Annotated in this window: 18 protein-coding genes; 12 read left to right on the plus strand and 6 right to left on the minus strand. The window is 63.5% G+C overall.

Annotation, left to right across the window (positions count from 1 at the left end; all coding sequences use genetic code 11):
* Window positions 1–51: 51 nt before the first annotated feature.
* A complete protein-coding gene (adhP, locus tag GWL_RS01535; protein ID WP_008325916.1) occupies window positions 52–1,092 on the minus strand; it encodes an alcohol dehydrogenase AdhP in 1,041 nt (346 codons plus the stop codon).
* A gap of 215 nt (window positions 1,093–1,307) precedes the next feature.
* Window positions 1,308–2,066, minus strand: coding sequence for a DeoR/GlpR family DNA-binding transcription regulator (locus tag GWL_RS01540; RefSeq protein WP_008325917.1), 759 nt, complete (start codon window positions 2,064–2,066; stop codon window positions 1,308–1,310).
* A gap of 387 nt (window positions 2,067–2,453) precedes the next feature.
* Here GWL_RS01540 and glpD point away from each other — a divergent pair, with 387 nt between their 5' ends.
* The 8 genes from glpD (at window position 2,454) to glpK (ending at window position 11,860) form a co-directional block, all read left to right on the plus strand.
* Complete coding sequence (gene glpD, locus GWL_RS01545; RefSeq protein WP_008325918.1) at window positions 2,454–3,986, plus strand: glycerol-3-phosphate dehydrogenase; 1,533 nt, start codon at window positions 2,454–2,456, stop codon at window positions 3,984–3,986.
* 49 nt (window positions 3,987–4,035) lie between these two features.
* Window positions 4,036–5,136, plus strand: coding sequence for an ABC transporter ATP-binding protein (locus tag GWL_RS01550; RefSeq protein ID WP_008325919.1), 1,101 nt, complete (start codon window positions 4,036–4,038; stop codon window positions 5,134–5,136).
* A gap of 1 nt (window position 5,137) precedes the next feature.
* Window positions 5,138–6,226, plus strand: a complete 1,089-nt coding sequence (locus GWL_RS01555; RefSeq protein ID WP_008325920.1) for an ABC transporter ATP-binding protein — start codon at window positions 5,138–5,140, stop codon at window positions 6,224–6,226.
* 3 nt (window positions 6,227–6,229) lie between these two features.
* Complete coding sequence (locus GWL_RS01560; protein WP_008325921.1) at window positions 6,230–7,120, plus strand: carbohydrate ABC transporter permease; 891 nt, start codon at window positions 6,230–6,232, stop codon at window positions 7,118–7,120.
* On the plus strand, window positions 7,113–7,931 hold the full coding sequence (locus GWL_RS01565) for a carbohydrate ABC transporter permease (RefSeq protein WP_085943551.1): 819 nt from the start codon (window positions 7,113–7,115) through the stop codon (window positions 7,929–7,931). Before GWL_RS01560 ends, GWL_RS01565 begins: the two co-directional genes overlap by 8 nt.
* 2 nt (window positions 7,932–7,933) lie before the next feature.
* A complete protein-coding gene (locus GWL_RS01570) occupies window positions 7,934–8,218 on the plus strand; it encodes a DUF2160 domain-containing protein (protein ID WP_008325923.1) in 285 nt (94 codons plus the stop codon).
* 198 nt (window positions 8,219–8,416) lie between these two features.
* Window positions 8,417–10,165 carry an ABC transporter substrate-binding protein gene (locus tag GWL_RS01575; RefSeq protein WP_034349793.1) on the plus strand — a complete coding sequence of 583 codons (1,749 nt, stop codon included), beginning with the start codon at window positions 8,417–8,419 and terminating at the stop codon, window positions 10,163–10,165.
* 213 nt (window positions 10,166–10,378) lie between these two features.
* The gene (gene glpK / locus GWL_RS01580; protein ID WP_008325925.1) at window positions 10,379–11,860 is read left to right on the plus strand and encodes a glycerol kinase GlpK; all 1,482 of its coding nucleotides are present in this window, start codon (window positions 10,379–10,381) and stop codon (window positions 11,858–11,860) included.
* Between the two features lie 37 nt (window positions 11,861–11,897).
* Here the strand turns inward: glpK and GWL_RS01585 are convergent, their stop codons facing one another.
* Entirely contained in the window at window positions 11,898–13,124 is a 1,227-nt protein-coding gene (locus GWL_RS01585; RefSeq protein ID WP_008325926.1) for an HD-GYP domain-containing protein, read from the minus strand.
* 709 nt (window positions 13,125–13,833) lie between these two features.
* Here GWL_RS01585 and GWL_RS01590 point away from each other — a divergent pair.
* Together GWL_RS01590 and GWL_RS01595 are read left to right on the plus strand one after the other, a co-directional pair.
* Window positions 13,834–15,654 (plus strand): methyl-accepting chemotaxis protein, encoded by a 1,821-nt coding sequence (locus GWL_RS01590; RefSeq protein WP_008325927.1) that lies wholly within the window; start codon window positions 13,834–13,836, stop codon window positions 15,652–15,654.
* A gap of 124 nt (window positions 15,655–15,778) precedes the next feature.
* Entirely contained in the window at window positions 15,779–16,438 is a 660-nt protein-coding gene (locus tag GWL_RS01595; protein ID WP_008325930.1) for a PEP-CTERM sorting domain-containing protein, read from the plus strand.
* 105 nt (window positions 16,439–16,543) lie between these two features.
* On the opposite strand, the gene GWL_RS01600 is transcribed toward GWL_RS01595, so the two are convergent.
* Window positions 16,544–17,785, minus strand: a complete 1,242-nt coding sequence (locus GWL_RS01600; RefSeq protein ID WP_034349795.1) for an MFS transporter — start codon at window positions 17,783–17,785, stop codon at window positions 16,544–16,546.
* Between the two features lie 88 nt (window positions 17,786–17,873).
* Between GWL_RS01600 and GWL_RS01605 the strand changes: the two genes are divergently transcribed.
* Window positions 17,874–18,704, plus strand: a complete 831-nt coding sequence (locus GWL_RS01605) for a helix-turn-helix transcriptional regulator (RefSeq protein ID WP_034349797.1) — start codon at window positions 17,874–17,876, stop codon at window positions 18,702–18,704.
* Here the strand turns inward: GWL_RS01605 and GWL_RS01610 are convergent.
* Complete coding sequence (locus tag GWL_RS01610; protein WP_008325933.1) at window positions 18,698–19,069, minus strand: hypothetical protein; 372 nt, start codon at window positions 19,067–19,069, stop codon at window positions 18,698–18,700. The genes GWL_RS01605 and GWL_RS01610 overlap by 7 nt on opposite strands.
* A gap of 203 nt (window positions 19,070–19,272) precedes the next feature.
* Here GWL_RS01610 and GWL_RS01615 point away from each other — a divergent pair, with 203 nt between their 5' ends.
* Window positions 19,273–21,117, plus strand: a complete 1,845-nt coding sequence (locus GWL_RS01615) for a hypothetical protein (protein WP_008325934.1) — start codon at window positions 19,273–19,275, stop codon at window positions 21,115–21,117.
* Between the two features lie 10 nt (window positions 21,118–21,127).
* On the opposite strand, the gene GWL_RS01620 is transcribed toward GWL_RS01615, so the two are convergent.
* Window positions 21,128–22,780, minus strand: a complete 1,653-nt coding sequence (locus tag GWL_RS01620; protein WP_008325935.1) for an isovaleryl-CoA dehydrogenase — start codon at window positions 22,778–22,780, stop codon at window positions 21,128–21,130.
* Between the last annotated feature and the right edge of the window lie 281 nt (window positions 22,781–23,061).

Raw genomic sequence — 23,061 nt, forward strand, 5'->3', positions numbered from 1 at the left:
CGAAAATGGCGGCTTCCAAAGGGGCCGCCATTTTCTGTATCACTGAACGACTTACGCCGGGACTTCTTGCTTCAAGTCCAGCACAATCCGCCCATCAATCTTGCCCTCTTCCATGCGCGCAAAGATGGCATTGATGTTGTCCAGCTTGTCCCAGGTGAAATGCGCCGCCACCTTGCCCTCTGCCGCAAAGACCAGCGACTCTTCCAGGTCCTGGCGCGTACCGACGATGGAGCCGCGCACGGTGATGCGCTTCAACACCGTATTGAACACCGGCAGGCTGATGTCACCCGGGGGCAATCCAACCAGCGCCATCGTGCCGCGTGCACGCAGGAAACCGAAGGCCTGTTCCATCGCCTTGGGCGAGACCGCCGTCACCAGCGCACCATGCGCGCCACCGATGATGCGCTGGACTTCGGCCACCGCATTGTGGTCGCGGCCATCGACGGTGAGGTCCGCGCCCAGCTTCCTGGCCAGCGTCAGCTTGTCTTCGTGAATGTCGGCGGCGACCACGTGCATGCCCATGGCCTTGGCATATTGCACGGCCATGTGGCCCAGGCCGCCGATGCCGGAAATGACCACCCATTCACCGGGGCGCACCTCGGTTTCCTTCAAGCCCTTGTAGACGGTCACACCCGCGCACAGCACGGGGGCTGCCGGGCCGAAATCCAGCCCGGCAGGCAGGTGGCCGACGAAGTTGGGATCGGCCAGGCCGTATTCGGCAAAGCTGCCGTTGACGGAATAGCCGGTGTTCTGTTGTTCGGCACAGAGGGTTTCCCAGCCGGTGCGGCAGGGTGAACAGCAGCCGCAGGCCGTATGCAGCCAGGGCACGCCGACGCGGTCGCCTTCCTTGACGTGCTTGACACCCGCACCCAGCGCAGCGACGTAGCCGGTGCCTTCGTGTCCGGGAATGAACGGGGGCGTGGGTTTGACGGGCCAGTCGCCATGGGCCGCGTGCAGGTCGGTGTGGCACACGCCGCTGGCTTCGAACTTGACCAGGATCTGGCCCGGCCCCGGCGTGGGGACAGGCACTTGTTCAATCGACAGGGGCTTGCCGAATTCGCGGACGACGGCCGCTTTCATCATTTGCGTCATATGCACTCCTCGGGGGGATCAACGGGATGCCAGGGCAGGGCGGCGGCCTTGTGCTGCAATAGCCGACTGTTGTTCCTGCCTGCAAGCGTCAATATCCTCCGCGTGCCGCATGACGACAATCGATGATTGCGCATGGATTGATCCATGTCGCCCATCGTTGAAAAACAAGAGGAGTGCACCAGCGCATGCCCTTGCAGCATGCGTGCGCGGCCGGCTTACTTCGCGATCACCACTTCCACATCCGTCTCTGCCAGCAGGGTGGCCAGTTCCGGCGGTGGCGGGGAATCGGTGAAGAGCACGTCGATCTGCGACAGATGCGCCATCTTCACCAGCGCCTGTCGTCCGAACTTGCTGGCATCGGCCACCAGCCAGACCTGGCGCGACTGTTCGATGATGGTCTGCGCCACCTTGACTTCACGGGCATCGAAATCGCGCAACACGCCATCCATCTCGATGCTGGAGATGCCGATGATGCCGATGTCCACCTTGAACTGGCGGATGAAATCGATGGTGGCTTCGCCGACGATGCCGCGATCGCGCGCGCGCACCACGCCACCGGCAATGATGACCTCCAGCGCCGGATTGCTGGCCAGCGAATTGGCCACGTTCAGGTTGTTGGTCACCACGTGCAGGTTCTTGTGCTGCTGCAGGGCGCGCGCCACCTCCTCGGTGGTGGTGCCCAGATTGAGGATCAGCGAACAGCCGTCCGGCACCCGCGCGGCCACCGTGCGGCCGATGCGGCGCTTGGCCTCGGCGTGCATGACCTGGCGTTCGGGATAGGCAATGTTCTCGGTCGAGGACAGCAGGCCTACACCGCCGTGATAACGCGCCAGCAAGCTGGCATCGACCATCGCCTTGACGTCGCGGCGCACGGTCTGGGTGGTCACGTTCAGTTGCTGCGCCAGCTCTTCCACCGAGATGGTGCCGTGCTTGCGAACGCATTCCAGCAGCGTCTGTTGCCTGGGATTGAGCATGGAAAGAGTCGAATTCCGTTGATTTTTGGGAAACAATTTTGATCGGATATGAACATTAAAAAACATAAACGAACATAAAACAACAAATAATTGTTGATTTACTTTCGGGATGTCGCTTATCTTACGGTCCATGGCAACTCCCGGGAAAGTGTGAGTTTGCCGGGCAGCTGTTGCACGCAAACACAGCGGACCGCTGAGACGGCAATACGGTGACCGCACACAAGCAATACAGCCCCCGAAAAGCAGCAACACGGCACCAATACAGTCGCAATACCGCAGCAATACAGTCGCAACCCGGAAACAATACGGTGTCGCTGCGGCATTCAAGACAGTTTCAAGACAGTTTCAATACGGCATCAATACGGAACCAACACGGAGAAGCGGCGAATGACGCTCGAATATGATCTCTTGGTGGTAGGCGGCGGCATCAATGGCGCGGGCATCGCGCGCGATGCAGCCGGACGCGGCCTGCGCGTGCTGCTGTGCGAACAGCATGACCTGGCTCAGCATACCTCCTCGGCCAGCACCAAGCTCATCCATGGCGGCTTGCGCTACCTCGAATACTACGAATTCAAGCTGGTACGCAAGGCATTGCAGGAACGCGAAGTCCTGCTGCGCTCGGCACCGCACATCATCTGGCCGCTGCGCTTCGTCATGCCGCATGATGCCAACCAGCGTCCGGCCTGGATGATCCGTGCCGGCCTGTTCATGTACGACTACCTCGCCAAGCGCGAGATCCTGCCCGCCTCCGAAGGCGCCAATCTGACCCGTCACGCTGCCGGTGAGCCTCTCAAGGGCGACTACCGTCGTGGCTTCGTCTATTCCGATGGCTGGGTCGACGATGCCCGTCTGGTGGTGTTGAACGCGATGGACGCCCAGGAACACGGCGCCCGCATTCTCACCCGCACCAAGTGCATCAGTGCCCGTCGCGAAGGCGAGATCTGGCATGCCGTGCTGGAGCATCAGCATGCAGGCGGCGTGCAACAGGAAGAAGTGCGTGCCCGCGCCATCGTCAACGCCGCCGGCCCCTGGGCTGCGCGGTTTGCGCAGGCCGTGCCGCAGGCCAAGACCGGCCGCAGCCTGCGCCTGATCAAGGGCAGCCACATCGTGGTCAAGCGCCTGTTCGATCACCCCTACGCCTATATCTTCCAGAATCCGGACAAGCGCATCATCTTCGCCATCCCCTATCAGGAAGAATTCACCCTCATCGGCACCACCGACCTCGAATACCACGGCGACGCCGGCAAGGTCGAGATCGATGCCGCCGAGATCGATTACCTCTGCGAGATGGCCAACCGCTACTTCAAGCGTCAGATCGGCCGGGATGACGTGGTCTGGACCTACTCGGGCGTGCGTCCGCTGCTGGATGACAGCGCCGAGAATGCCTCGGCCATCACGCGCGACTACCTGCTCGAATGCGACGATGCCGGCGCCCCCATGTTGAACGTCTGGGGCGGCAAGATCACCACCTATCGCAAGCTGGCCGAGGAAGCCCTGTCCATGCTGGCCCCGCACCTGGGTGCATCGAGCCAGCCGTGGACGGCCGGTGCGCCGCTGCCCGGCGGTGACCTGGAGCAGCCCGGCAAGATGGTGGCGCGCTATGACTTCGAGGCGTATCTGCGCAAGGTCCAGGCGCGCCATCCCTGGCTGCCGGCCGAGCTGGCCCATCGCTATGCGCGCAGCTACGGATCGCGCGTGGAGCGCATCATCGGCCCGGCCGACAGCCTGGCGGCCCTGGGCGAAGAACTGACACCGGGCCTCTACGAGGCCGAGGCGCGTTACCTGGTGCAACACGAATGGGCGCGCGGGGTGGACGACATCCTGTGGCGCCGGAGCAAGCTGGGCCTGCACGCCAGTGCCCAGCACCGGGCCCGGCTGGAGGCGTGGCTGGCCAGTCTGCCAGACCCGGCCCAGCCGTAAGCCAGGTCGCCGCACACCATTCATCAAAAAAATGTAGCGAGGAGACAGCGTGACCCTGGAACTGAAACAAGTGGCCAAGACGGTCGGTGCCGAAACGCACCTGTACCCGATGGACCTGAACCTGGCCAAAGGTGGCATCAACGTTTTGCTGGGGCCGACCCAGGCCGGCAAGACCTCACTGATGCGCATCATCGCCGGGCTCGACAAGCCCACCGCAGGTCGCGTGCTGGTCAATGGCCAGGACGTCACCGGCGTGAGCGTGCGCGAGCGCAACCTGGCGATGGTGTATCAGCAATTCATCAATTATCCCGGCCTGACGGTGTTCGAGAACATCGCCGCGCCGCTGCGTCTGCAGAAGCAGCCGGAGCAGGAGATCGCCAAGCGCGTCAAGGAGATCGCCGACAAGCTGCACATCGCGCATCTGCTGCAACGTCTGCCGCTGGAACTCTCCGGTGGCCAGCAGCAGCGTTGCGCGCTGGCGCGGGCGCTCATCAAGCGCGCGCCGCTGGTGCTGCTGGATGAACCGCTGGTCAACCTCGACTACAAGCTGCGCGAGGAATTGCGCAGCGAGCTGATTTCGCTCTTCACCACCGGCGACACCACCGTGGTCTACGCCACCACCGAGCCACAGGAAGCGCTGCTGCTGGGCGGGCATACCGCCGTGATGCACGAGGGCCGCCTGCTGCAGTTCGGACCAACCCTGGAGCTGTTCAACAGCCCCGCTTCCACGCGGGTGGCGGCGATCTTCAATGACCCACCGATGAACCTGCTCGATGCCACGGCCATCTCCACCGGTGAAGGCAAGACTGCGATTCGCATGAGCGATGGCAGCGTGCTAGAAATTGCCGGACGCCAGTTGTCCCTCCCCGAAGGCCAGCCCTGCAAGCTGGGCATCCGTTGCAATGACGTGCGCCTGGAGGCGCTCAACGCACCGGGCGTGAGTCTGGGTTGCCGCGTCACCCTGGCCGAACTCTCCGGTTCCGAAACTTACCTGCACCTGCGCCATGGTGATGTCCCGCTGGTGGCGCAGCTGTCGGGCGTGCATGAAGTGGCCATCGGCAGCACGGTGCAAGTGAGCATCGCCGCGACCAAGGCCTTCCTGTTCGATATACAGGGTCGCCTGCTGAGCGCCCCGCTGGAGACTCGCTGATATGGCCCGCATCGAATTCAAGAACCTGGGTCACGCCTACAGTGGCAACCCGGCCAGCCTCAAGGACTACGCGCTGCAACCCATGAACATGGTGTGGGAGGACGGCGGCGCCTATGCACTGCTGGGCCCCTCGGGCTGCGGCAAGTCCACGCTGCTCAATATCATTTCCGGTCTGCTGCAACCGTCGGAAGGGCAGGTGCTCTTCGATGGTCGCGACATGACCCGCATGGCCACCCGTGATCGCAACATCGCGCAGGTGTTCCAGTTCCCGGTGCTCTACGACACCATGAGCGTGTTCGACAACCTGGCCTTCCCGCTGCGCAACCGCAAGGTCGCCGAGCGCGAGGTGCAGGCGCGCGTGCACGAGATCGCCGAGATGCTCGACCTCACCCGCGACCTCAAGCAGCGCGCTGCGGGTCTGTCGGCTGACGCCAAGCAAAAGATCTCGCTGGGCCGTGGCCTGGTGCGCAAGGATGTGGCGGCGATCCTGTTCGATGAACCCCTGACGGTGATCGATCCGCACATGAAGTGGGAGCTGCGCCAGAAGTTGAAGGAAATCCACCATCAGTTGAAGCTCACCCTGATCTACGTCACCCACGACCAGGTCGAGGCGCTGACCTTCGCCGATGAAGTGGTGGTGATGACCGAGGGCAAGGTGGTGCAGCAGGGCAAGCCAGAGGCACTGTTCCTGCGTCCCGATCACACCTTCGTCGGTTACTTCATCGGTAGCCCCGGCATGAACTTCTGCCCGGTGCGCGTGCAAGGCGACGCGCTCCTGCTGGGCCAGCAGCGCGTGCAGGTCGAGGCCGCGCAATTGCAGGCGCTCAAGAACAGCAGCGGCGAGCTGAAGCTGGGCATCCGTCCGGAATTCGTCGAGCTGGCCGCACCTGGTACGGCCGGTGCAGTCAGTGCCGAGATCACCCAGGTGCAACACCTAGGCACCAGCCAACTGGTGACGGCGCAGGTCGAGGGCATGAGCGTGAAGGCGCGTGTGGCGCCGGAGATGAAGATCGCCACCGGCGCGCATTGGCTGCGACTGGCCAAGCCCGAGACGATCTACTTCAGCAACGACGAGAGAATAGGACGCTAAGCCATGAACAAGCCCTACAACAACAAGGCCTGGTTCTTCATCCTTCCGGTCTTCCTGACGGTGGCCTTCTCGGCCATCATCCCGCTCATGACGGTGGTCAATTATTCGGTGCAGGACATCATCAGCCCCGAGCAGAAGGTCTTCGTGGGCCTGGACTGGTTCCGCGACGTCATGCGCGACAGCGAGCTGCACGCGGCGTTGCTGCGCCAGCTGATCTTTTCCTTCTGCGTGCTGCTGGTGCAGATTCCGCTGGGCATCGGCCTGGCGCTGGCCATGCCCCACAAAGGCTGGAAATCCTCGGCCACGCTGGTGATCCTGGCCATGCCGCTGCTCATTCCATGGAACGTGGTCGGTACCATCTGGCAGATCTTCGGCCGCGCCGACATCGGCCTGGGCGGCTACGTGCTCGATCTGCTGGGCTTCGACTACAACTACGCGTCCAATCCAAGCGATGCCTGGCTGACCGTGCTGGTGATGGACGTCTGGCACTGGACCCCGCTGGTGGCACTGCTGGCCTTCGCCGGCTTGCGTTCGATTCCCGATGCCTATTACCAGGCCGCACAGATCGATGGCGCCAGCCGTTGGGCAGTGTTCCGCTACATCCAGCTGCCCAAGATGCGCGGCGTGCTGGTCATCGCGGTGCTGCTGCGTTTCATGGACAGCTTCATGATCTATACCGAACCCTTCGTGCTCACCGGTGGCGGTCCCGGCAACTCGACCACCTTCCTGAGCCAGTACCTCACGCAGAAAGCCGTGGGCCAGTTCGATCTCGGTCCGGCCGCCGCCTTCTCGCTGATCTACTTCCTCATCATCCTGCTGTTGTCCTTCGTGCTCTACAACTGGATGCAGAGCGCCGGCAACAACGCCAATGCTTCGGGTGGCCAACATGACTAAGACTCAGGACAAGACCTTTACCCGCATGCTGGTGATGCTGCTCTACATCGCCTTCACCCTGGTGCCGCTGTACTGGCTGCTGAACACATCGTTGAAAACCAATGAGGAAACCCTGTCGGTCTTCACGCTCTGGCCCAATGCGCCCACGCTGAACAACTACAAGACCATCTTCACCGATCCCTCGTGGTATTCGGGCTATATCAACTCCATCATCTACGTGGCCATGAATACGGTCATGTCGTTGCTGGTGGCCTTGCCGGCGGCGTATGGCTTCTCGCGCTACCGCTTCCTGGGCGACAAGCACATGTTCTTCTGGCTGCTGACCAATCGCATGACACCGCCGGCGGTGTTCCTGCTGCCGTTCTTCCAGCTCTATTCCACCATCGGCCTGTCGGACACGTACATCGCGGTGGCGCTGGCGCACATGCTCTTCAACGTGCCGCTGGCGGTATGGATTCTGGAAGGCTTCATGTCGGGCGTGCCGCGCGAGATCGATGAGACGGCCTATATCGACGGCTTCTCCTTCCCGCGTTTCTTCCTGCGCATCTTCCTGCCGCTGATCAAGTCGGGCGTGGGCGTGACGGCCTTCTTCTGCTTCATGTTCAGCTGGGTGGAACTGCTGCTGGCCCGCACCCTGACCTCGGTCAACGCCAAGCCCATCAGCGCCATCATGACCCGTACCGCGTCTGCGGCCGGGATGGACTGGGGCATCCTGGCGGCCGCCGGCGTGTTGACGATTGTTCCGGGAGCCCTGGTGATCTGGTTCGTGCGCAACCACATCGCCAAGGGCTTCGCAATGGGGAGAGTGTGATCATGGGAAATGCTTTTTCGTGGATGTCGTGGACGCTGCCGGTGGCGATCTTTTTCGTGTGCGTGGCATTGATGCTGGTGGGCATGACGGTGTGGGAGCTGCGCTCTCCGACCATCGAGCGCAAGGGCTTCCTGCCCATGCGTACCACGCGCGGTGACCGGCTGTTCATCGGATTGCTGACGGCGGCCTACATCAACCTGGCCTGGGTCGGACTGACCGACCTGGACCAGTGGTATGCGGTAGCGCTGGGGTTCGTGGCGCTGGCGCTGATCATGCGCAAGGGGTAGCGGCCCGTTTGGGCGAATTGCTGCGTTACGAATTTGGGTCAAGACGCCCAGTCTTGACCCAAATTCGCGCCTTGCACTTCATCCCAAACGGGACTCGCTCGCACTCACGCCTATTTATGAAATGGGTTCTAGAACGGACGTCCGGGGATTCTCCTTCCCTACCCGGCACGCCAATTCAGGGGAAGGTGACGAGGAGACATGATGCAGAACATGCGGAAAATCAAACTGACCGTGCTGGTCGCCGCCATGGCGATGGCCGGTATCGCGGGCAATGCCTGGGCCGACATCAAGGCCGCCGAGAAATGGGTGGACACCGAATTCCAGCCCAGCACCCTGTCGCGCAAGCAGCAGGTCAGCGAGATGCAATGGTTCATCGACGCGGCCGCCAAGCTCAAGGCCAAGGGTGTCAAGGAGATCCACGTGGTCTCCGAAACCCTGGATACCCACGCCTACGAATCCAAGACCCTGGCCAAGGCCTTCGAGGACATTACCGGGATCAAGGTCATTCACGACGTGATCCAGGAAGGCGACGTGGTCGAGAAGATGCAGACCTCGCTGCAATCGGGCAAGTCCATCTATGACGGCTGGGTCAACGACTCCGACCTGATCGGCACCCACTACCGCAACGGTCAGACCGTGGTGCTGAGCGACTACATGGCCGGCCCCGGCAAGGAATACACCAACCCCGGTCTGGACCTGAAGGACTTCATCGGCACCAGCTTCACCACCGCACCGGATGGCAAGCTCTACCAGCTGCCCGACCAGCAGTTCGCCAACCTCTACTGGTTCCGTGCCGACTGGTTCGCCCGCAAGGATCTGCAGGACAAGTTCAAGGCCAAGTACGGCTATGAACTGGGCGTGCCGCAGAACTGGTCAGCCTATGAAGATATCGCCGACTTCTTCACCAACGATGTCAAGGAACTCGATGGCAAGAAGGTCTTCGGTCACATGGACTACGGCAAGAAGGATCCCTCGCTGGGCTGGCGTTTCACCGATGCCTGGCTGTCCATGGCCGGTGCTGCCGACAAGGGCCTGCCCAACGGCTTGCCGGTCGATGAATGGGGTATCCGCGTGGCCGATGACAAGTGCACCCCGGTGGGCGCATCGGTCTCGCGCGGCGGTGCCACCAACTCGCCGGCGGCAGTCTACGCCCTGACCAAGTACCTGGACTGGATGAAGAAGTACGCACCGCCCGAAGCGCTGGGCATGACCTTCTCCGAAGCCGGCCCGGTGCCTGCCCAGGGACACATCGCGCAGCAGATCTTCTGGTACAGCGCCTTCACCGCCAGCATGACCAAGCAGGGCCTGCCGGTGGTCAACGCCGACGGTTCGCCCAAGTGGCGCATGGCGCCCGGCCCGCACGGTCCGTACTGGAAGGATGGCATGCAGAACGGCTATCAGGACGTCGGTTCCTGGACCTTCCTCAAGAGCACCCCGCCGGACCAGATGGCCGCCGCCTGGCTGTACGCGCAGTTCACGACCTCCAAGACCGTCTCGCTGAAGAAGTCCATCGTCGGCGTGACCTTCATTCGTGACTCCGACATCCGTTCCGACTACTTCACCAAGAACGCCGCCAAGTACGGTGGCCTCATCGAGTTCTACCGCAGCCCGGCACGGGTGGCGTGGACCCCGACCGGGACCAACGTGCCTGACTATCCGAAGATGGCGCAGCTGTGGTGGAAGAACATCTCCTCGGCCATCTCCGGCGAGAAGACACCGCAAGGGGCGATGGACAACCTGGCCGATGAAATGGACGGTATCATGGCCCGCCTGCAGCGCGCCGGCATGAAGCATTGCGCGCCCAAGCTCAATCCGAAGAAGGATCCGGCCACCTGGCTGTCCGACAAGGGCGCACCGTGGGCCAAGCTGGCCAACGAAAAGCCGAAGGGTGAGACCATCCCTTACGACAAGCTGCTGCAAGCCTGGAAGGATGGCCGCGTACGCTGATGCAGCCTGATCGCCATCACGCGTGAGATGACGCCATCCCGGCCGGTGTCGGGATGGCGTCTTCGCGTTTGTGCAGAACCAGTTTGCTTAGTTCTATTTTGATACTTTATTGGTATCTTCCTGACGCCGCACAGCTATTGATTGCTGGCGCAATGCGCAGGGTGTTTTTCCATTTTTGAACCCAAGAGGTTCAGTCGTCTGCAAGGAATCATCATGGCCTATCTGCTCGCCCTCGATCAGGGTACCTCCAGCTCGCGCAGCATCATCTTCGACCAGAGTGGTGCCATCGTCGCCACCGCCCAGCAGGAATTCCCGCAGATCTTCCCGCAGCCGGGCTGGGTCGAGCACGACCCCATGGACCTGTGGCAGAGCCAGTTGCAGACGGCGCAGAAGGTGCTGGCGCAAAGCGGCATCAAGGCCGAAGAACTGACGGCACTGGGCATCACCAATCAACGCGAGACCACCGTGGTGTGGGAGCGCGCCACCGGCAAGCCGGTCTACAACGCCGTGGTCTGGCAGGACCGTCGCGCCGAAGTGGTGTGCGCGGCCTTGCGTGAACGTGGCTTGGGCGAGGCCATCCAGAAGAAGACCGGGCTGGTGCTCGATCCTTATTTTTCCGGGACCAAGCTGCGCTGGATCCTCGACAACGTCGACGGCCTGCGTGCGCGCGCCGAACGGGGCGAACTGCTGTTTGGCACCGTCGATTCCTGGCTGGTCTGGAACCTCACCGGTGGCCGCCTGCACGTGAGCGATGTCTCCAATGCCTCGCGCACCATGCTGTGGAATATCCACACCGGTGCCTGGGATGAGGAATTGCTGCAATGGCTGGACATCCCTGCGGCCATGCTGCCGCAGGTGCATGCCTCGGCGCACATCTATGGCGAAGTCGATGCCCGGCACCTGGGCGCGGCGGTCAGAATCGGCGGCATCGCCGGCGACCAGCAGTCGGCCCTGTTCGGCCAGGCTTGCGTGCGTCCCGGCATGGCCAAGAATACCTACGGTACCGGCTGCTTCATGCTGCTGCATACGGGTGACCAGTGCGCCACCTCCCACAACGGTCTCATCAGTACCGCTGCCTGCCAGGTCGATGAACGCAAACAATATGCGCTCGAAGGCAGTGTCTTCATCGGCGGCGCCGTGGTGCAGTGGCTGCGCGATGGCTTGAAGGCCATCAAGACTTCCACCGACGTCGAGGCACTGGCCTGCACGGTGGAAGATTCGGGTGGGGTGGTGTTCGTGCCGTCCTTCACGGGGCTGGGTGCGCCATACTGGAATCCCGGTGCCAAGGGCGCCATCGTCGGTTTGAGCCGGGGCAGCACGGTGGCCCACATCGCCCGCGCGGCGCTGGAATCGATTGCCTTCCAGAGCACGGCCTTGCTCAATGCGATGGTCAAGGATGCGGTCTCGCCGATTACCGAATTGCGGGTCGATGGCGGTGCGGCCGCCAACAACCTGCTGCTGCAATTCCAGGCCGACCTGCTGGGCATCCCGGTGATCCGTCCGCAGGTGACCGAGACCACCGCGCTGGGTGCGGCCTATCTGGCCGGCGTGGCTACCGGTGTCTATCGTGATCTGTCCGAGTTGTCTGCGCAGTGGCGCATGGAGCGTACGTTCGAACCGCGTTTCACGCGCGAACAGGCACAGGAGCGCATCCACGCCTGGGAAGCGGCAATCCGCCAGGTCAGCGCAGCTTGAGAGCGGCACGGCCGGGGCGACCCGGCGTCATGGCGCCTCAGTCCGGCGTGCCGGTACTGAGCAGCTGCATGGTGTCCAGATGGCTCAGGCGCGCCCACTCTTCGCCGCCACGGGCGACGATGGTGTCGGCGTCGGGCGTAGCCATCAGGTCGAGGATCTCGGTGTCGCTCATTTCCATGTCGTCGTTGTAGCGGAACACCTTCAACACCGGTCGCGTGAGGTCCTGGGCGTTCTGCCGGATCACGAACCCGGAACGGCCCGATTCCAGCTTGACGATGGAGCCGACCGGATAGATGCCCAGCGTCTTGACGAAGGCCAGGAACATGGCGCGGTCGAAGTGACCGGTCCAGGAAGCCATGCTCGAAATGGCTTCGGCCGGGTCCCAGGCGCGTTTGTAGGGGCGGTCCGAGGTGAGCGCATCGTAGACGTCGCAGATGGCGGCCATGCGCGCATACAGGCTGATCTGACCACTGCGCAGTGACTCCGGATAGCCTTGACCATCCATCTTTTCGTGATGGTGCAGGCAGACATCGCGCGCATAGTCGGGCACGTTGGGGTCCTGGCTCAGGTATTTGTAGCCCAGTTCGGGATGCTTCTTGATCTGGGTGAATTCTTCCTCGGTCAGCCTGCCGGGCTTGTTGAGCAGTTCATGCGACAGGAAGGCCTTGCCCACGTCGTGCAGGAAGCCGCCCAGGCCGGCTTCGCGGCAGGCCTTCTCGTCCAGGCCCAGGGTGCGCCCCAGGGCCACCATCAGGGCGCATACCGCCACCGAGTGCAGGTAGGTATATTCATCGGCCAGTTTCAGGCGCAGCACGCTGAGCGTACCGTTGGGGCTTTGCAGGACGGCGCCGGTAATTTCTTCCACCACCGAGACGCAGCGCTCCATGTCCAGCGCCTTGCCCAGCCGTGCTTCGCTGAACATGGCCTTGGTCGCCTTCTTGGCGTTCTCGCGCAGGGCCATGGCGTCCAGCAGGGTGGTATCGATGTCGGGACCCGGGGGCAGTTCCGCCAGGGGCTCGACCTGCACCGGGGCTTGCCCTGCATCATCGGTCTGGTCCGGCTGGGCGGCCGGCTCGGTGACATCCAGGCCGCGCTCGGGATCGATCCAGCAATGGGCGATGCCGCTGGCATGGGCCTGCTTGAGGTCGGCCTCATTCTTGAGCAGGAATTTGTTCTTCCAGAACGGATGATCCAGCCAGGCTGCTTCAAAGCCGCAGAAATACATTCCGAGGACCAGATCCTCCGTTTTAATTTTTTTCAACATTTCTCGTACATCTTTCCGGCTGACCGGGGAACGGGTTGGCTTGGCATCCCTGACCACGGGCGGTGGAGCGCCGAGGGCGTCGCGGACAGGATTGCCGGTAGTTAATCATCTCATATGCCTGAGCATATGTGAAAGATTCTGCTCGTTGCCATGCCATTGACGGGCCCGGTCGCCTGGCCGCCGGTGCCGGCCCGGACGAAAAAAAGCCCGTCCGGGGAAGGACGGGCTGAAAGATCCGCTGGATGTCGTCGCAGCGGACAAGGGGAAAGAGGAGGTCTCGATGTGGCTACTCTAGGCCCCGAAAATTAAGCCAGACTTAAAACCGGAGAAAACTTTGCAGCGGCCCTGAAGTGGTCTGCTGACGAGGCTTCCCGGCGGGCAACGTGGCATGCGCGCATCACTTCATATGGCTTTGCCAAGAACTGCATGAATTTGTGAAATTCCCGGTGCGCCCGCTGTTACGCTTGCAAGCAATCGGATCGCAGGACTACAACGGGGGAACGATCCGGACATGGCGTCCAGTCGCATCAGAATGGGGCGAGTCACGGCAGGGGCCGGGCTCGTGATGGTGGACGGGGCCATTCCCTGCACTCCGGTCAGACCGGGGTCATAACGACATTCCATCCTGCCTTCAGGTCCGGCTGCCGCTTTGCCGCAGCCGGCGCGGGCGTTTGCACGATCATCCACAGTTTTTCCAGATCCTCACATCATGACTTCTTCCTCGCTGCGTACCCGACTCATCGCCCTTTGTGCGGGCATTGTCGTGCTGGCCATGCTGGCCATCGTCCTGACCAACTTCCTCACGGCACGCTCGCGCACCATGGTCGCGCTGGACGGCCAGATGTCCCAGCTGGCGCAGAGCCAGGCATCGGCCATCGCCGAATGGGCCGATGCCAGGAAGCTGGTGGTGTCCTCCATCAAGCAATCCGCCGACGCCGCCGAGCCGCTGCCCTTCGTGAAGGCGGCCGAGACCGCCGGCGGCTTCGATCTGGCCTATCTGGGCTATGCCGACAAGCGCACGGTGTTCTCGCAGCAGCGCAGCCGCGCGCCGGACTACGATCCGACCAAGCGGCCCTGGTACCAGCTGGCAGCCTCCAGCAAGGGGCCGGTGCTGACGGCCCCCTACACCAGCGCCAGTACCGGCAAGCTGCTGGTGACCTTCGCCGAAGCCGTCAGCAAGGACGGTCAGGTCAGCGCCGTGGCCGCCGCCGACGTGCTGCTCGACAGTGTCGTGGCCGACGTGGTGGCCATCAAGCCCACGCCCAACAGCTATGCCTTCCTGGTCGATCTGGGCGGCAAGATCATCGCCCACCCGAATGACAAGCTGCGTCTGAAACCCTTGTCGGACCTGGATGCTGCCATCACCCCGCAATCGCTGACCGCGGCCATGGCCGCCAACAGCCATCTGGACCTGAGCCTGGATGGGCGCCGTCAGATGCTCTATGCCGCCCGTGTGGCCGGGACCGACTGGTTGCTGGTGGTGGCCGTGGACCGCGCTGATGCGCTGGCCTCGCTCTCGGCCATGCTGGCCAGTTCCGGCGTCATGGCCGTGCTGGTGACCATCCTGACCGCCCTGGTGCTGGGTGCGCTGGTTTCGCGCATGTTGCGGCGGCTGTCGGTGGTGCAGCGCGCACTGGAAGAAATCGCCGACGGCGATGGCGACCTGACCCGTCGTCTCGATACCCATGGCAGCGCCGACGAGCTGGGCCGCATCAGCGCGGCCTTCAATCGCTTCGTCGACAAGGTGGAGCATGTCATGCTCGACATCCGCCAAGCCAGCCATACCATCCATGCCGCCACGCGCGATATCGCCAGCGGCAACATGGACCTGTCGCAGCGCACCGAGTCCCAGGCCAGTTCCCTGGAACAGACCGCGGCTGCCATGGAGCAGCTGACCTCCAGCGTGCGCCACAACGCCGACAACGCCCAGCAGGCCAACCAGCTGTCGCAGTCGGCCTCCGAGATCGCCGGACGCGGAGGCGCCATGGTGGAGCAGGTGGTGCAGACCATGAATGCCATCAATGCGTCCTCGCAGAAGATCGTGGACATCATCAGCGTGATCGACGGCATCGCCTTCCAGACCAATATCCTGGCCTTGAATGCTGCCGTGGAAGCGGCGCGCGCCGGCGAACAGGGGCGCGGGTTTGCGGTGGTGGCCTCGGAAGTGCGCTCGCTGGCCCAGCGCTCGGCCACCGCAGCCAAGGAGATCAAGGTCCTCATCGGCGATTCGGTGGAACAGGTGCGTGCCGGTGAGCAGACCGTCAGTGATGCCGGCAGCACCATCCGCAGCGTGGTCGAGAGCGTGCGCAAGGTCAGCGACGTAGTCGCCGAGATCAGTTCGGCCAGCCGCGAGCAGAGCCAGGGCATCCAGCAGACCAATGACGCTGTGGCCCATATGGACCAGGCCACCCAGCAGAATGCCGCGCTGGTGGAAGAGGCCGCCGCCGGAGCGCAGCAGTTGCAGGAGCAGGCGGCGCGGCTGGCGGAAATCGTGGCCTTGTTCCGCTTGCGCGATACTGTGCGGCAATGAATTTCACAACAGCAAGAATTTGTGATCTAAATAACAACAAGTTGTAAAATTTGCTCAACTTTTTGTTGTCGTTTGATTAAAATCAGATCCAAAGAGATATCAATTCGACAACAAAGAGGAACCCATGAAAACCCTGATTGCAGCCATCCTTCTGGTAGCCAGTTCAATCGCGGTCGCTGCTCCCGGTGGTGCTGGCGCAGGCAGTGCCGGCGTCAATGACGTGACCCTGGACGGACAGAAGGCCAACAATTTCGTCTGGGCGAGCGGCAATGCGCAGGCCGGCCCCAACGGTGACAGCTCCCTGTTCAGCAGCTCCTTCGGCGGCGGTAGCTGGAACCTGTTGGGCAAGATCGATTCCACCGGCGCACTCTCGGGCTCCACCAATTCAGTGCTGGGTTCCAACCTGACGCTCAGTTTCAGTCTGGCCAACGGCAGCAAGTCCGGCACCTGGAGCATTACCTCCAGCAAAAGCCTGCAGATGGATCTGGTGCTGGGCATTCACGCCGGCAATGCCACGGGCTCCTTCCTTTTCGACAATCTGGTGCTGACGGCCGGGCAGACCCAGAGTGGCACCTTTGCCATCAACTGGAACAACAACGGCGGCCAGGTGCCGGCGTTCTCCAACGTCACCCTGTTCACTTCCAACGCCTCGCTGCGCAGCGTCGCGCCGGTCCCGGAACCATCGACCTACGCCATGTTGCTGGCCGGTCTGGGCATGGTGGGCTGGATGGCCTGGCGCCGTCGCAGCAAGTTGGCTGCAGCCGCGCCGCTGGTAACGGCCTGAGCCGAAGCCGGGCTGCGCCGCCAGGTGCGCTATATGAAGAAAAACGCGCTGGCTTGCAGGCCAGCGCGTTTTTTTTATTCTTGTGTATCAGGTGATAAGTGAAGCTCAGCGCTCACGCACATCCGGCAGGAATACCGTCAGCACGCCCGCCAGCGGCAGGACGGCACACAGGCCGTAAACCCAGGCGATACCGTACAGATCGGCCAGGTGGCCCAGCAGGGCGGCACCGATACCGCCGAAGCCGAACATGAGGCCGAAGAATACGCCGGCGATCATGCCCACTTTGCCCGGTACCAGCTCCTGGGCATAGACCACGATGGCGGCAAAGGCCGAGGAGATGACCAGGCCGATCACCACCGACAGCACGGCTGTCCAGAACAGGTTGGCATGCGGCAGCATCAGAGCGAAGGGGGCGGCGCCCAGGATCGAGATCCAGATCACCAGCTTGCGGCCGATGCGGTCGCCAATCGGGCCACCAACGAAGGTGCCCACCGCCACCGCTCCCAGGAACAGGAACAGGTACAACTGGGAAGAGGCCACCGACATGTGGAAGCGTTCGATCAGATAGAAGGTGAAGTAACTGGTAAAGCTGGCCATGTAGAAGTATTTGGAGAACACCAGCAGCGCCAGCACCACCAGCGCCCGGCGCACGGTAGCGGCCGGCAGCGTCTGCGCCACGCGCGCCCTGGCCTTGCCCTTGTTGGCCGCGAGATGGCCGCGATACCAGCGCGATACCCGCGACAGCACCACGATGGCCAGCACCGACAGCAAGACGAACCAGGCCACATTGCCCTGGCCATACGGCACCACGATGGCTGCGGCCAGCAGCGGACCGAAGGCCGAGCCGGCGTTGCCACCGACCTGGAAGGTCGATTGCGCCAGACCGAAGCGACCGCCCGAGGCCATGCGGGCGATGCGCGAGGCTTCCGGATGGAAGGTGGAAGAGCCGATGCCGATCAGCGCTGCGGCCAGCAGGAAGGCGCCGAAGCTGCCGGCCAGCGCCAGCAGCACGATGCCGCTCAGGGTCGCCACGGCGCCGCTGGGCAGCAGCCAGGGCTGCGGATGGCGGTCGGTATACATGCCGATCCAGGGTTGCAGCAGAGAGGCCGTGACCTGGAAGGTCAGCGTGATCAACCCGACCTGAGTGAAGCTGAGGCCGTAGCCGGTCTTGAGCATGGGATAGATCGAGGGCAGCAGCGCCTGGATCATGTCATTGATCAGGTGCGCGCCGCCGCAGGCCAGGATGATGCTCATCACCAGCGGCTGGGCGGCAATGGCCGCAGGAGAATTGGCGGAGGCCGTCGCGCTGGCGGGCGCGGTGGCGTTGGAGTCGGTGGCACTGGTCATGGTGTCGGGAATGGCATGCAGGAAGAAGACTCGAAGCGTATCATTGGCATCTATTGATGATGATGACACTTGTTGTCGATTAAATGCCATGCGTGCCCACCTGACCTCCGTGTGTCCCAGTGCCGAAGTGGATGCGTTCCAGCACCTGCCCAGCAGCGTCGTGGCGTTTGCCCGCGAATTGTCGGCGCGGGATCTGTTGACGGCGCATTCGCACCGGCGCGGCCAGTTGCTCTATGCGGTGGAGGGGGTGATGCAGGTGCGTACCCCGCAAGGCGTGTGGCTGGTGCCACCGCAACGGGCGCTGTGGGTACCGCCGCAGGTGGAGCACGAGATCCTGATGCTCACCCGGGTCAGCATGCGCACGCTCTACATCGACCAGGTCCAGGGGCGCGCGCTGGGCGGGCAATGTCGCCTGCTGGAAGTGTCGGTCCTGCTGCGCGAGTTGATCCTGGCGCTGCTGGCCGAACCGCGCGAGTATGCGCCCCACAGCCGCGCCGGCCATGTGGCTGAACTGATCCTGTCGGAACTGGCGCGCGCGCCCGCCATTCCGGTGGCCATCCCGTGGCCGCGCGACCGTCGCCTGCAGGCCATCTGCGAAGCCATCCTGGCCGATCCCGGGCGGCAGTTCTCCCTGGCGGACTGGGCAGGGATGGGGGGCGCCAGCGTGCGCACCGTGATCCGGCTCTTCCCGAAGGAAACGGGTTTGCAGTTCCGCCATTGGGTACAACAAGTGCATCTGAGTCAGGCCCTGGTGCGCCTGGCACGCGGCGACGCCGTGGGGGTGGTGGCACAGGCATTGGGGTATCGCAGCCAGAGTGCATTTTCCAACATGTTCCGCAAGGCATTGCACAGCACGCCCACGCATTTCCAGCCACGCCAGGACAAGCGTCGCATCACGCTGGCAGCGCGATCTCAGTAAGGGATGACGACGACCTTGGGACCACGCCGCCCGGCCGCGTCGGCGGCGGGCGGGTCGTCGCCGACGCGGGCGACCTGCCCGGGACGCTCGGGGTCTCGCTCCAGGAAGTAGGGATCATCCTGCGGCGACAGGGCGGTGTTGGCGCCCATGACCTGCTGGGTGCGCTCAGTGGTGCTGCTCTGACCAATGGAACAAACCTGGAAGAAGTCGGCGCTGCCTTCGGAAAAATCGATCCGGCATTTCTCGGCGACCACGACCGAGATGTCCAGTGCACCGGCATTGGCGGCCACGGCACGTTCACTGCGCGCAGCTTGCCAGGTCAGCATCAGCGCCAGCAGTGCGATGAGGGCATGGGTCTTGTTCATGGGATTCTCCTCGATGCAGACCACTGTAGCGTTTGTACGCGGCCACGCGCATCGGAGAAATCCTGAGCCGCCGGTCTCATCGCGACGGGCCGTCATCGCCCGAGACGCCGCGTCCCGCCTGGATGATGCCGGTTTGCAAGTGTAAAGATTGACGATCTTTTACCGTAACCAAGTCATGAGAACTCCGAACCAGGAGAGTGAACATGGCAATGGAAACCGATCTGGTCATCATGGCGCGTGAAGCGCTCGCGCAACTGAACCAGCAGAACCAGCCACGCAATGACACGGCCTTGGCGCCTGCGCTCACGCCTGCTGCGGCGGCGACCGTCTTGCCGGAAGAAGGCGTAACGCTCTCGCTGTCGGCCCAGGGCAAGCTCATGGCCGCCCTGGCCACGGCGGTCGAGAGCGTGACCACGGCGGCGGTGGATTCCACCGAAGCGGTCCAGGACAGTTCGTTGCAGGCTGTTACCAAGTCCGTCATCGACGCGGCGCGCCCCATCACACGCGACACGCTCTTTGCCATTGAAGCGCGCCTGGTGGCGGCACGCCGTGGCGCCGAGGCGATTGCCGCAGCCGATGCCGAGCTGCCGCGCTCGGACGATCCGCAACGTCTGCGCCAGGCGCAGCAGGCCACCGAGTCCTTGTATGGACGCGCCGACAATCCGTTTGCAGACAAGTCGCGCGCTGAACTCTCGGCCATCGTCTATGACGACAGCGGGGCCTACACCATCAATGAACGTTACGCGGCCGCCAACCAGCGCACTGTCCTGGACCAGAAGTTCTGGGCACCGGTATTCCAGCGCGCGCTGGAGAGTGGTGACTGGAAGCCGGTCATCACGGCGGCGCTGGTGTTCCATGCGAGCTTGTCTGCATTGGAGCAGACTGCCTATCCGGACAACTACGCGCAACTGCTGCAGCAATATCTCGATCTCTACCAGTTGGCGTCACCGTCTGCGCCGGCCGCACTGCCGCCGCAGCAACAGGCCGAACTGGCACGCATGCTGGAAACTCTGGTGCTGCCGCTGGGGCCGCTGGCGCTGGCCGGTGGTGTGATCCGGGGCCTGTTGCCGCCGCGCCTGGGACCGTCGCTGGCCGAACTGATCGCTGCGGCTCCGCGCCTGGCCGATCTGCTGCAGGTCAGCAACAGTGCCCACGCTGCACAGGACAGCGCTTACCTGATGCTGTTGCAACGTGTCTTCGGCATTGCGCGCCGTGAGGATGAACCGGCTCCGGTACGCCGTGCCGCAACGGGGACCAGTGCGCGCGACTTCCTTGCCTATGGAGATCGACGCCTGTTGGCCGAGGCCTACGCCTATGCGCAGACGCACGCGATGGCACTGGAAGAGATTGACGCGCTGGCACACGACCTGGCGGCCTATCGCCGCTGGCGTGCCGATGCCGGCCTTTCTGCCACCGGCCAGGCGAGCGCCACGAGCGAGGTCGGCAGCATGGACGCCGTCGCCGAGCTGGCTTCTCATGCCGCTCGCATGAGCAGCGAAGAGGCCGCGATCGCACGGCGCCTGCTGGCCAGCCGTGCGGCCCGGATGACGCAGCTTGATCATGGTTTCCTGGCCTGGCTGGTGGATCCCGCCGGGGGCGGCTGGCGCGATGGTGGGCGGAGCGGTCATGCCGTCAGTTTGAGCGCACTGGAAAAACTGCTGGCCGGTCTGGCCGGTGTCGCCATCGGTGAGAGCGCCGGCGAGGTGGAGGCTTCCTACCGCATGGTGCTCGAACGCATCGCCCTACAGGATCCCCTGGCATCGCGTCAACCCGCGCAAGCCGCCGCCGAGGGCGCGCGCACCCTGGCCGTGGCGGCGCAGATGGCTGCGCTGGCGCGCAGCGATGCTGCCGATACCGCCTTCATGAACAATGCCCTGATGCTGCTGCGCATGTATCGCATGTCGCTGACCATGAGTCCGGCCGAACAGCGCACCCTGGCCGAGCTGGTTTATTCGGCCATGAAGAAGCGTCGCCCGCGCGCGCGTCGAGGCAAGCTCTTCGTGGCCTGGGCCGAACGCAGCCCGCTGATGCCGTCACTGCCGGGCTGATACCGCGCCCTCATGCTTCGGGCCAGGCGCGTTGCAGGATGGCCTGCTGCGCGGCTGCGCTGGTGCCATTGAGGGTGCCGTAGACCCGTCCGCCATCGCTGTCGGCACGGCTGGCGAGGAAGGCTTCGGCCGATCCCGCCGGCGCGTGACGCAGCATCAGCATGCCCTGCAAGGCCAGTACCAGTTGCTGTACCAGGCGCCTGGCACCGGCTTGCTGTTCTTCTTCGCCTGCCGCCAGCATCTGCTTGAGCGCATGCACCCGCAGCGCCAGGGCGGGATGGGCCATGGCCGCATCGTCCAGTTCCATGAGCAACCGTGCCAGGCCTTCGGTCTCGCGACTCATGGCCCGCAGCACATCCAGGCACATCACGTTGCCCGAACCTTCCCAGATCGAATTGACGGGGGCTTCACGATAGAGCCGGGCCATCGGTCCGGTTTCCACGTAGCCGTTGCCGCCCCAGACTTCCATACATTCGCCGGTGAATTCCAGCGCGCGCTTGCAGATCCAGAACTTGGCGGCCGGCGTGATGATGCGCTTCCATGCGCGCTGCAGCGGGTCATCCGGTGCATCGAAGGCATGTGCCACGCGCAGCATCAGCAGGGTGGCGGCCTCGCTCTCCAGGGCCAGGTCGGCCAGCACGGTGCGCATGAGGGATTGCTCGGCCAATCGGCGGCCGAAGGCGTTGCGGTGGCGTGCATGGTGCAGCGCCTGTACCAGCGCCTGGCGCATCAGCGCGGCACTGCCGATGATGCAGTCCAGGCGCGTGTGGTTGGCCATCTCGAGGATGGTCGCAATGCCGCGCCCGTCCTCGCCGACCATGATGCCCATGGCGTCTTCGAATTCCACTTCGCTGCTGCTGTTGGAGCGGTTGCCGAGCTTGTCCTTGAGACGCTGGATGAGTATCGGATTGCGGCTGCCCTCGGGCAGCCAGCGCGGGACGAAGAAGCAGGAGAGGCCATTCTCGGTACGGGCCAGCATCAGGTGCGCATCGCACATCGGTGCCGAGAAAAACCACTTGTGACCGCACAGCAGGTAGGCCTTGCCGCGTCCGCCATCCAGCGGATCGGCCGGGGTGGCGATGGAGGTATTGCTGCGTACGTCGGAGCCGCCCTGTTTCTCGGTCATGCCCATGCCGATGAGGATGGAGCGCTTCTGCGTCATGGGCAGGTCGCGGCCGTCGTGCTCGCGCGAGAAGAGCCGGCTGCGCAATTGCGCGAACAGGGCGGGCTCCTGCTGCAACACCGGGATGGCGGCAAAGGTCATGGTGGTCGGGCACAGTGAGCCGGCCTCGACCTGCGCATGCAGGAAGTATCCCGCTGCACGTGCCACGTGGGCGCCGTCCCCGGGCTGCACCCAGGGCCGCGCATGCAGTCCGGCGCGACGCAGTTGGTCCAGCAGCGTGTGCCAGGCCGGATGGAAATCCACCACGTCGATACGATGGCCGGTGCGGTCATGGGTACGCAGCACCGGGCCGTGGCGATTGGCCAGGTCGGCCAGCTCGCTCATCTCGGCCGTGCCCAGCGCCTCGCCCTGGCTGGCCAGGGTGCAGTCGTGCCAGTGTGCGCCTTCGCGCTGTACGGCTTCGACCAGGGCGGCATCGCTGCGGTAGAGGTTGTAGTCGCACAGGTCCGGGACCTGGTTGGTGATGTCGTGGGTGTGCATGTCGTCTCCATGAACAGCGCGCAGATTGTTGTTGTGATCGATTGCCTGACTATTGTGCGCGCCTGAGCGAGCTCACAGTGTGCGCGTAATTGGCTGGCTTGTGAACCTGGGATGGCGCTGATCGCGACTGGCGATTTCTCAATGCTGAGTTGCTGCATTTTCCTGTCCGCCACTGTGTTGCGGATAGTATCGTATGGTTGCTGTTATTTTCCGCGGAGAACGAAGACCACATCAGGTCCGCCTGCGCCATCGAAATCCGGCTGGCCAAACTGAACATGCTG

Origin of the sequence: Herbaspirillum sp. GW103 (genome assembly GCF_000261365.1) — a bacterium.
GTDB lineage: Bacteria > Pseudomonadota > Gammaproteobacteria > Burkholderiales > Burkholderiaceae_D > Herbaspirillum.

What these genes read in the sequence shown, in the direction of transcription:
- GWL_RS01555 (WP_008325920.1), top strand. Translation starts at nt 5,138, where the DNA reads ATGGCCCGCATCGAATTCAAGAACCTGGGTCACGCCTACAGTGGCAAC.
- GWL_RS01575 (WP_034349793.1), top strand. Translation starts at nt 8,417, where the DNA reads ATGATGCAGAACATGCGGAAAATCAAACTGACCGTGCTGGTCGCCGCC.
- GWL_RS01585 (WP_008325926.1), bottom strand. Translation starts at nt 13,124, where the DNA reads ATGTTGAAAAAAATTAAAACGGAGGATCTGGTCCTCGGAATGTATTTC.
- GWL_RS01605 (WP_034349797.1), top strand. Translation starts at nt 17,874, where the DNA reads ATGCGTGCCCACCTGACCTCCGTGTGTCCCAGTGCCGAAGTGGATGCG.
- GWL_RS01590 (WP_008325927.1), top strand. Translation starts at nt 13,834, where the DNA reads ATGACTTCTTCCTCGCTGCGTACCCGACTCATCGCCCTTTGTGCGGGC.
- glpD (WP_008325918.1), top strand. Translation starts at nt 2,454, where the DNA reads ATGACGCTCGAATATGATCTCTTGGTGGTAGGCGGCGGCATCAATGGC.
- GWL_RS01560 (WP_008325921.1), top strand. Translation starts at nt 6,230, where the DNA reads ATGAACAAGCCCTACAACAACAAGGCCTGGTTCTTCATCCTTCCGGTC.
- GWL_RS01540 (WP_008325917.1), bottom strand. Translation starts at nt 2,066, where the DNA reads ATGCTCAATCCCAGGCAACAGACGCTGCTGGAATGCGTTCGCAAGCAC.
- GWL_RS01565 (WP_085943551.1), top strand. Translation starts at nt 7,113, where the DNA reads ATGACTAAGACTCAGGACAAGACCTTTACCCGCATGCTGGTGATGCTG.
- GWL_RS01615 (WP_008325934.1), top strand. Translation starts at nt 19,273, where the DNA reads ATGGCAATGGAAACCGATCTGGTCATCATGGCGCGTGAAGCGCTCGCG.
- GWL_RS01610 (WP_008325933.1), bottom strand. Translation starts at nt 19,069, where the DNA reads ATGAACAAGACCCATGCCCTCATCGCACTGCTGGCGCTGATGCTGACC.
- GWL_RS01600 (WP_034349795.1), bottom strand. Translation starts at nt 17,785, where the DNA reads ATGACCAGTGCCACCGACTCCAACGCCACCGCGCCCGCCAGCGCGACG.
- GWL_RS01620 (WP_008325935.1), bottom strand. Translation starts at nt 22,780, where the DNA reads ATGCACACCCACGACATCACCAACCAGGTCCCGGACCTGTGCGACTAC.
- adhP (WP_008325916.1), bottom strand. Translation starts at nt 1,092, where the DNA reads ATGACGCAAATGATGAAAGCGGCCGTCGTCCGCGAATTCGGCAAGCCC.
- GWL_RS01570 (WP_008325923.1), top strand. Translation starts at nt 7,934, where the DNA reads ATGGGAAATGCTTTTTCGTGGATGTCGTGGACGCTGCCGGTGGCGATC.
- glpK (WP_008325925.1), top strand. Translation starts at nt 10,379, where the DNA reads ATGGCCTATCTGCTCGCCCTCGATCAGGGTACCTCCAGCTCGCGCAGC.
- GWL_RS01595 (WP_008325930.1), top strand. Translation starts at nt 15,779, where the DNA reads ATGAAAACCCTGATTGCAGCCATCCTTCTGGTAGCCAGTTCAATCGCG.